The 6,361-nt window shown below is 70.1% G+C and carries 7 protein-coding genes; 2 read left to right on the top strand and 5 right to left on the bottom strand.

Annotation, left to right across the window (positions count from 1 at the left end; genetic code table 11):
• The first annotated feature begins 212 nt into the window (after window positions 1-212).
• Window positions 213-587, top strand: a complete 375-nt coding sequence (locus ACFTZL_RS39050; RefSeq protein ID WP_382593490.1) for a hypothetical protein — start codon at window positions 213-215, stop codon at window positions 585-587.
• Here the strand turns inward: ACFTZL_RS39050 and ACFTZL_RS39045 are convergent.
• A complete protein-coding gene (locus ACFTZL_RS39045; RefSeq protein WP_382593486.1) occupies window positions 545-751 on the bottom strand; it encodes a DUF397 domain-containing protein in 207 nt (68 codons plus the stop codon). The genes ACFTZL_RS39050 and ACFTZL_RS39045 overlap by 43 nt on opposite strands.
• Window positions 711-1,559 (bottom strand): Scr1 family TA system antitoxin-like transcriptional regulator, encoded by an 849-nt coding sequence (locus ACFTZL_RS39040; protein ID WP_382593483.1) that lies wholly within the window; start codon window positions 1,557-1,559, stop codon window positions 711-713. The genes ACFTZL_RS39045 and ACFTZL_RS39040 overlap by 41 nt, the downstream gene beginning before the upstream one ends.
• A gap of 86 nt (window positions 1,560-1,645) precedes the next feature.
• On the opposite strand from ACFTZL_RS39040, the gene ACFTZL_RS39035 reads away from it, so the two are divergent.
• Window positions 1,646-2,104, top strand: coding sequence for an ATP-binding protein (locus ACFTZL_RS39035; protein WP_382593479.1), 459 nt, complete (start codon window positions 1,646-1,648; stop codon window positions 2,102-2,104).
• 206 nt (window positions 2,105-2,310) lie between these two features.
• Here the strand turns inward: ACFTZL_RS39035 and ACFTZL_RS39030 are convergent, their stop codons facing one another.
• The 3 genes from ACFTZL_RS39030 to ACFTZL_RS39020 form a co-directional block, all read right to left on the bottom strand.
• Window positions 2,311-2,796, bottom strand: a complete 486-nt coding sequence (locus tag ACFTZL_RS39030) for a hypothetical protein (protein ID WP_382593476.1) — start codon at window positions 2,794-2,796, stop codon at window positions 2,311-2,313.
• Between the two features lie 105 nt (window positions 2,797-2,901).
• Window positions 2,902-4,305 (bottom strand): extracellular solute-binding protein, encoded by a 1,404-nt coding sequence (locus ACFTZL_RS39025; protein ID WP_382593473.1) that lies wholly within the window; start codon window positions 4,303-4,305, stop codon window positions 2,902-2,904.
• Window positions 4,302-6,361 (bottom strand): substrate-binding domain-containing protein (locus tag ACFTZL_RS39020; RefSeq protein ID WP_382593470.1); only part of this gene is annotated, 2,060 nt, incomplete at its 5' end. The genes ACFTZL_RS39020 and ACFTZL_RS39025, both read right to left, overlap by 4 nt.

Here is a 6,361-nt window from a genome sequence, read left to right as displayed (position 1 = left end):
CTCGAGGACAAGACCCGGCCTCAGTTGTACGCGAGGAGGTCAGGACCAGCGGTTCGGGTGCCAGAATCCTCTTCGCGAACGCCTGCGGCGAAGAGGTCCGTGGCTGTACTGAACCTCGCGCCTTCTCGCCCCCATAGCGCTACCAACTAATTGCAGCGACTTTCTGCTCGGTCAGGGATCGGGCCAGGTCCGCAGTCGGGGGCTGGATCCCGTTGCAGTGCCTTCACGCGACACCGGCGGCGGCAACCAACCTCCAGGATCTCGCGGTAACGCCGGACGGCAAGGATGTCGTCACGGCCAGCGGCGTCGTCCCGTACTGCCAGGCGGTCTACATCACCCTGAACGGCGACGTCGCGGCGGGCACCTTCTCTTGGTACGACCCGGACGTGCACGTCTTCAAGCCGGGTGTCTCGACACCGCTGCGGCAGTACGACTTCCCCAACACCGGCACCAGCAGCGGCGCGGACACCCTCGCGCCGGCGGGCCTGGCCTGGGCACCGGACGAGAGCAAGCTGTTCGCGATCTCGGAGAACAGCAGTGACGTCTACTCGCTGCGCGTCTTCGACGCCGCGACGAAGGCGGAGTAGGCCTCCGGAGAGACGGTGAGTATGCCGGCCTCGGGGTTCTTGGAGTCGCGCAAGGCGACGCCGAGCAGACCGAGGTCGGCGACCTCGACGCAATCGCCCCCGGTGTTACCGCTGTACGACGACTTACGCCACCGCGCGTTGCTCAGGTTCTGGCTGCTCCCCATAGCGCTCCTCCATCACGCGCGCGATCAGTGCCGCCGAGTCCCTCGCGGAGAGGGCAGCGGCCTGCAAGGAAGCGTAACGGCGCGCGGCTTCCCTGACAGTGTCGGGGTTGGCCGTCATATGGCCGGAGATCATGTCCTCGGTGTAGACGATCTCGGGGTCGTCGTCGAAGCGGAGGGCGTTGAACGATCCCACGAGGCTGGCGTGCTCGCCGGCCCTGAACGGAAGCACCTGGATGTTCACCCAGCGCTGGTCCCGGAAACTCAACAGGTGCGCGAGTTGGTTGCGCATGATCTCGTGGCTGCCGATCGGGCGGTACAGCGCCGCCTCATCCAGCACCACGAGCGTCAGCGGCGGCTGCTTGCCCTTCAGAATGCGCTGGCGCTCCATGCGAGCCGCCACCAGGTCGTCGAGGTTGTCCGGCATGCCGGTTGCCAGGACCGCCCTCGCATACTCCGGCGTCTGCAGCAGTCCGTACACCAACTGACCCTGGTACGTGGAGATGTAGGTCGCCTTCGCCTCCATCTCCGCATACGCCTGAAACCACGCCGGGAGTTGGCTCCGCAGAACCAACCCCACCAACCGCGAGAAACACCCGTCCGTCATCAACGCCGCATCCGCCCGCTCAGCGAACTCCCTGGTCGGGACCTTGTGGGCCGTTTCGATCTGGCCGACAAGAGAGCCCGTGCAGAAGATGCAGTCCCCTAGCTCCTTCTGGGACAGCCCCGCGCTCTCGCGGTAGCGGCGGAGCTCGGAGCCGAAGTAGTCCAGCGGTGAGGCGGTGGGGTCGAGTCGGCGGATGTTGGGCATGGAGTGGTCACCCCCAGGTCCGAACGCGGCACGGCGTTCATTTCGGTCTGTAGCCGAGCGTAATCACTCGACTCCACCCTGGTGGCATGAATCACGCAACCCACCAGCCCTGGCCAGGACTTGACTCCCCGGGCTCCCGATACGGCACCGACTTCACGCTGGGCGAGCACTCCGCCCGGCATCTGCGCCGGATCCTCAGGGTGTATCTCACGGCCTGGGAGATGAGTGAACTGTGCGACCCGGCCGGCCTCGCTCTCACCGAACTCGTCGCCAACGTCGTACGCCACACGCCCGACCGGCGCGCCGCGGTGCTGATGACGCGGTGGCCGGACGGGCGTGGGGTGCGGGTGGAGGTCACGGACTCCTGCCCGCGACCGCCGCTGTCCACAACTGTGGACGAACTCGCCGAAGACGGACGAGGCGTGCTGATCGTCGACGCGGTCACGGACCGGTGGGGGTGGGATCCACTGCCCGACCGGCCCGGAAAAACCGTCTGGTTCGAATGCGACGTGAAGCCGAAGAATGTGAAGCCGAAGAATGAATAGCGACTAGCTGGAATTCCCGCGTGCGCGAGAATCGCGAATATAGCGCCACCCGAAGTAGAAAACTCCGAGAGCCCCTGCCGCCGCGCCGACGCCGCACATCGCCGTCGCCCACACGGCCATGTCCCGTGTGATCCACAGCAGACTCACCACGACCAGCGCTATGGAGAACAGCAGGCGTTCTCCATAGCCCGGGCCGCGACGGCCGATCAGTCCCCGGTCGCCGTGCACTTGTACGTCACGCCCTTCATCTTGATGTCGCGGTACCCCACCTTCACGGTCGGGTTGGTGGGAGCGACATCCGTTCCGCCGCCACCGCCGGTGTCCTTCTTGCGGCAGTAGTAGCCGAGCGCGTCGAGCTTCTTGATGTCACTCATGGCCTGGTACTTCTTGTAGGACGCGATCATCGCCGCTCGCCTCTCCGCGGGCGTGGCCTCCTTCGCCTTCGTGTAGGCGTAGCACCCGATGCTGGCGCCGATCCCGACCCACGAGGCGCCCTTGGCCAGGGCCTTGGTGAGGCCTGCCGCGCCGCTGCCGATCCCGAGGACCGCGCAGATCTCGTCCGCCCCGGCGCGGAGTTCCGGCTGTGCCGGAGCCGCTTGTGCCGTCTGCGCTCCGGCGGCACACAGCGCGCCGGTCATCGCGAAGGCGATTACGGAAGAAATTCCCTTGCTTCGTACGCTCACGAAGTCCATCCCCGTTCCCCGTTTACTTCAATTGCATGGTCAGTGCGAAATTGAGGCTACCCACGGGGACACACGTACGCAATGGAGGAGTTGTGAACATCATTGGGAGGAGATTCAACCGGGTAAAACTTTCTTCAACGCCTCGTCAAGGCTTTTCGCTATCTCCGCGTCACCCGGCCGGCTTCCCCCCGGGCCCCGCGGAGGGCCGTACAGCGCGTCGAGTTCGGTGATGAGGGTGCGGTTCACCGCGCCGTACAGGGGCGTGACCGGGCGGCGGACGGCCTCGCGGAGGGCCGGGTACAGGATGTCGCGGGAGTAGCTGGTGCCGTCGGCGAAACGGTCGGGGGGCGTACGGACCGTGCTCTCGCCGGTGGGGGACGCCGAGGGCGTCTCGGCGTACGCGGGGGCGTGGCGGCAGTCGGGGGCGGTGCCGGACTCCTGGTAGGCGGAGGCGCGGGTCGCGGCGAACCCGGCGCGCAGCAGGCAGCGTTCGCTGTCCGGGTCGGTCAGGAACGCGATGAGTTCCTCGGCCTTCGCGGCCCGTTGGCCGGTCATGGACGAGGTGACGGCGAGGTTCTGGCCGCCGAGCACCGCCTTGCCGGGCAGCCGGGTCACACCGAGCTTGCCCTTGAAGGTCTCGTAGAGGGTGGGATAGACGTACGGCCAGTGCCGCAGGAAGGTGGTGCGGCCCTCGGCGAAGGCGCTCAGCGACTCGGCCTCGCGGGACTCGTAGGCCTCGTCGAGCGTGTAGGGCTTCGCCGTACGCCCCCGCAGTTCGGTCACACCCGCCGTCAACTGCTGCTCGGTCGCGACGTACTTGCCGTCGCGGTCGGTCAGCTCGAAGTCCGGTACGGCCGAGGCGAACGCCTCGATCGCGTTGACGGTACGGCCCTCATAGGCGGCGAGCTGGGTGGTCCAGCCCGCGTTCTTGTCCTCGGGGCCGACGGCGTCGATCAGATCGCGCAGTTCGTCCCAGGTGACGCCGTCGCTGAGCTCGGTGCGGGAGGCACTGGCTTTCCGCAGATGGTCCTTGCGGTAGTACAGCAGGCCCGCGTCGCTGTTGAAGGGGACCGCGTACCGCTCGCCGTCCCAGTACGACGTGCTGTTCACGGACGGGATGAGGTCCTCGGGGGACTCGACGGCCGCGTCCGTCAGCGGACGGATCATGCCGGACTCGGCGAACTCCGGGACCCAGGTCACGTCGAGGTTCACCACGTCGTAGTCGGCGCTGCCCGACTGGAGGGCGCCCAGCAACTGGCTGCGCTGCTGGTCGGCGGAGCCGGGCAGTTCCACCAGGCGGGCCTGATAGCCGTGTCTGCCCTCCTTGGTGTTCCAGGCGTCGATGAGCTGCTGGCGGATGCCGTTCTTGCCGGTGACGTCCTGGCCGCTGGCCACCACGATCCGGGTGGAGGCGTCGGCGCCGGACGGCTGCTCTCGCCCCTCACCGCCGGTGCAGGAGGCGAGGGCGAGCAGCGACAGCAGGGACAGCACGGCTGCGGGCAGGCGGCGGGCCGTCATTCCTCCCCCGTTCCGATGCGGGCGACCTCGTCGTGCAGGGCGGGGACCAGGTCGTCCCCGGCGTCCAGGCAGCGGCCCCGGCCGGCCTCGGCGATGAGTGTGCCGGGGCGGCCGCTGTCGCAGGCCCCGCTGTTCAGGGTCACCATCGCCACGGGCACGCCCGCGGACCCGGCCCGGTCGACCACCTGCTTGAGCCGGTCGCCGGTCAGGCGGGTGTCGTCCTCGCCGTCGGTGAGGTACACGATGAGCTGCGGCCTTTCGTCCTTGGCGCCGCGCTCCCGCATGAACGTCAGGGCGTCCAGCAGGGCGGCGGGCGGATCGGCCTCCGCGTCCCGCACCTTGCCGGTGTCGAGAGCCTCCTCGGCGTCCTTGCGGGGGTGCGTGCCGAAGGGCAGCAGCTCGGTGTGCGTACGGCCCTCGAGGCCGTGCACGGCCCATATCCCGTACTCGTCCTCCCCACCGAGCCCGGGCAGGGTCTGCTTCAGGATGCCGGGGCCGCCGCTGGGGCCGTCCCACAGACCGGCCATCGAGCCGGAGCTGTCGAGCAGGAAGAGGACCCGGCCGGCTCCGTGCGCGTTGCCGTACCGCTCCAGTGCCCCGTCCAGATCCGACGCGTCGGCGGAGTCCCCCGCGCGGACGGTGTCGGTCAGACCGGCGGAATCCGCCGACCCGGCGTCGAGCAGGGCGTGGTCACCGCTCGCGGACCTGAAGCCCTGCTCGCCGAGCGCCGCCCGGCCTTCCGCACCGGTCAGCCAGGTGCGGAAGCGGTTCGCCTCCTCGTCGCGCGCGTTCGCGTCCAGGTCGCCGTGATCCCAGCGCACCCGCACGAACGTCGGTTCCAGGCCGGGTACGTCGTCGGGGTAGGCGGCGGTGCGCGGCACGCGTGTGGCCGGGTGGCAGCCGACCCCGCTCCTGAGCAGGAACTCCGGGACCAGGGCCGCGCCGCGGTCGTCCACGGCGTCGTCGTCGGGCAGCGTGCACAGCAGCTCGACCGCCGAGGGCTCGGGCCGCTCGGGCCGGGTGATGCGCCGCTCGGCACCGCGCACGTCGTCCCCGTCGCCGTACAGGCCCACGGTCGCCAGCAGTGCCGAGCCGGTGAAGCCGGGGTCGGGGCGGTGCACTTCGGCGGCGCCGGGCAGCCCCTCCAGGGCGTCGACCAGCTCCGCCAGCGACCGTCCGGTGGGCTTCCCGAGGGTGCGGGCGAGGTCCCGCGGCACGGCCAGCACCACCGGCGAATACGCGAACGGCTCGGCGTCCGGCTCCAGCCGGGCGAAGACCCGGTCCTCCTGTGCGGCGGTGACGCGGCCGACGTCGGCGCCGGTCGCGGGGATCCACACGTCCGGCTGGGGGCCGATGTCCCGCTGCGGGTTGTCGTCCTCGCGCGGCTGCTGCCAGGCGTCGGTCCGCTTGCCCAGCGCGTTGACCACGGTTGCGGCCCCGGCGCTGTAGACGGTGACGCCGCCGCGCCGGCAGCCGTCGTCCGTGGTGTTCGCGTCCGAGGCGAAGTAGGCGTCCGCGGCCGCCTGCATCGCCGGCTCCAGGTCGGGGTCGGTCAGCACGCGCAGCTCCAGGGACGGTGCGCAGGTCGCGGAATCGCCGATGAGGGCGAAGATCCCGTAGCCGCCGGCACCGGTGGCGAGCAGGGCCAGCAGGACGGTGAGCAGGGTCCGGCCCAGCCGGTCGGCGATGGCCCGGACGCTGTTGGCCGCGCGTCCGAGCAGGCGTGAGCGGCGGGGGCGGGGCGGGGGATCGGGCGTCGGCGGCGGGGGAGGCGGCGGCGGGGACGGCTCGGGCTCATCCGGCTCCGGCTCAATCCCGTCCGGCTCGGGCTCGGGCTCGGGCTCCGGCTCCGGCTCCGGCTCCGGCTCCGGCTGGGGTGCTGGTGCCGGAGGCGCAGGCGCAGGCGCAGGCGACGGCACCGGCCGCGCCGCCAGCAGGACGTCCGCGTCCGGGTCCCACGGTGGAGCCAGTGCCTGCGGTATCTGCGGGTCGTCCTCCTCCGCCTTGTAACCCGCCTCGTCCATCCGCTCCTTCACCGCGGCATACAGCTCCGAGA

Source organism: Streptomyces sp. NPDC056948 (assembly GCF_042674225.1).
GTDB lineage: Bacteria > Actinomycetota > Actinomycetes > Streptomycetales > Streptomycetaceae > Streptomyces > Streptomyces purpurascens.
The sequence above is the reverse complement of the archived record's forward strand: the minus strand, read 5'-3'. Positions and strand labels throughout refer to the sequence as shown.